The organism is Aliterella sp. E5.1 (assembly GCF_057473825.1).
This window is the reverse complement of the sequence record NZ_JBYCCV010000325.1, coordinates 1-1759: the sequence shown is the minus strand read 5'-3', so window position 1 is coordinate 1759 and position 1759 is coordinate 1. Positions and strand designations below refer to the sequence as shown.

At 49.2% G+C, this 1759-nt stretch carries 2 protein-coding genes; one reads left to right on the top strand and one right to left on the bottom strand.

The genetic code is table 11. The features are described from left to right. Positions 1-133 precede the first annotated feature (133 nt). Positions 134-1147 (bottom strand): IS701 family transposase, encoded by a 1014-nt coding sequence (locus AC2VE5_RS26835; RefSeq protein ID WP_486890588.1) that lies wholly within the window; start codon positions 1145-1147, stop codon positions 134-136. 213 nt (positions 1148-1360) lie between these two features. Here AC2VE5_RS26835 and AC2VE5_RS26830 point away from each other — a divergent pair. After that, on the top strand, positions 1361-1759 hold a 399-nt coding region (locus AC2VE5_RS26830; protein ID WP_486890587.1), incomplete at its 3' end, for an alpha/beta fold hydrolase.

Genomic DNA, 1759 nt, shown 5'->3' with positions numbered 1-1759 from the left:
CAAATCACAAGGAGCGAACTTGCCGATGGAAAAGTTCAGAGAAATTATTCGGCTGCACGAGCTAGGCCGTAACCAGACAGAAATAGCGCGTAGCTGCAAAGTAGCGCGTTCAACAGTGCAAGACTATCAGGACTTACGCAAGTGACATCTGAACGGACGGATGCTTTAGTTGCTCAATCAAGTAGTCAGAGAGCATGCCATGCTTGATTTTATAAATCGTTCGACGACTTTGGTAGGCGCTTGCTTTCAATCGAGTCCAGACCAGCAGAGCACAAGCAATGTGGTTGCGCTGAATCCGAGCCTTACGACATTGACAGGCTTCAACCCCCGTCAGTTGCTTCAATTCTCGGTGAAACTCCTCAATCTTCCAGCGAATGCTAGACTCCTGTTGTGCAGCATCGGTAGAAGTTTGAGCTAAGTCGTTGGTGGCGACAAATTCCGTCCTGTGGGAAGACACAGTAACCCGAAACAATTTCACCTTTTTGTCTTTTGGAAAGCCACGAATTTTGATGAGTTTGCCCTGTGCTAACGCCTGTGGGTCCCATTCGAGTTCATCTACTCGTTGATACGGCAAGATGCCGCCACTATCATCGACCCGACGGTTACATTTCAAGGGACAGTAGTAGACCTTCCCAAATTGGTCGATTTGGGCCATCAACTTCTGAGTCGCATACCAGCTATCCATCAACACTATGTTGAACGGTAGCTGTTTGCTATACACCAAGCCGTTGAGCATTTGGGCAACATGGTCAAGCTTACTTTGCCCATCTCCGGCCGGGTCATACAGGCGGTAGTCAATGACCCAGAACTGTCCGGTTTCGCCATTGACGTATACGCAGCTAACTAGCCCAATGCCCCGAATTACGCGATGTTCGTTACCACTGTACTGGCGTCTTGTTAGGTCAATCGAGCTCGAGTACCGTTTGTCCAAAACCGTATCATCGAAAAGAACATAGGCATTCTTGGACGGTTGCAGCAGCAGTTTTACGTTGTCCCACAGCAGCCGGGGTGTCAACTTCTCACTGCGCAAGTAGCGATTAATGCGGTCATGGCTAATACCCTCTAGATGAGCAGCCAAGTTGGTCACGGTGTAGTTTATGGGGCTGCTCAGTAGATACTGGCAGTAGTCGAGTTTGCTGAAGCTCATCTCTCTAGGTTTATGGCTTGCCTTGTCGTATCCTCATTTTGCCTTTGCGTAAGTCCTGTTCAAGTTAACTTAAGCCTCTATTCAGTCATCTAGGACTTGATCTATCTTGAGTGACTTGGGCTGCGGTGGCTTAGGTCACTACAGTGTTCGGGTCCCTAAAGTCATCTAAATCCGTTCTATCAGGTTTTAGAGGCTTCAGGCTAGGATAGGAATATGCCCACAGTTGATATTCTGGGAGTGCCCCACGCCTACGAGTTAACGGCTTCCACTCCTGAACCCTGCACCCTTGTTTTTATCCATGGCTGGCTCCTCAGCCGTCAGTATTGGCAACCTTTAATTCAGCAGCTTTCGCCAGAGTATCAGTGTCTTGCCTACGATTTAAGGGGTTTTGGAAATTCCGTTCTGCCCACCTGGTCCCCCAGGCTTGCTCAGCTGCAATCGTTAAAGGCAGAACCAGTGGCTTTGCTTGAGCAGCCCGGTCGAATATCCGAAAAAACTTCCCTATCCGTCAGCCCGGCCCTGACTCAAGCCAGCTATACTCCGGCAGCCTTCGCCCAAGATTTAGGTCTACTCTTAGCGCATTTAAACATCTCTCGGGCTTGGTTGATTGGA

Excerpts from the sequence above, each read along its gene's own strand:
- AC2VE5_RS26835 (WP_486890588.1), bottom strand. The coding sequence starts at position 1,147 with ATGAGCTTCAGCAAACTCGACTACTGCCAGTATCTACTGAGCAGCCCC.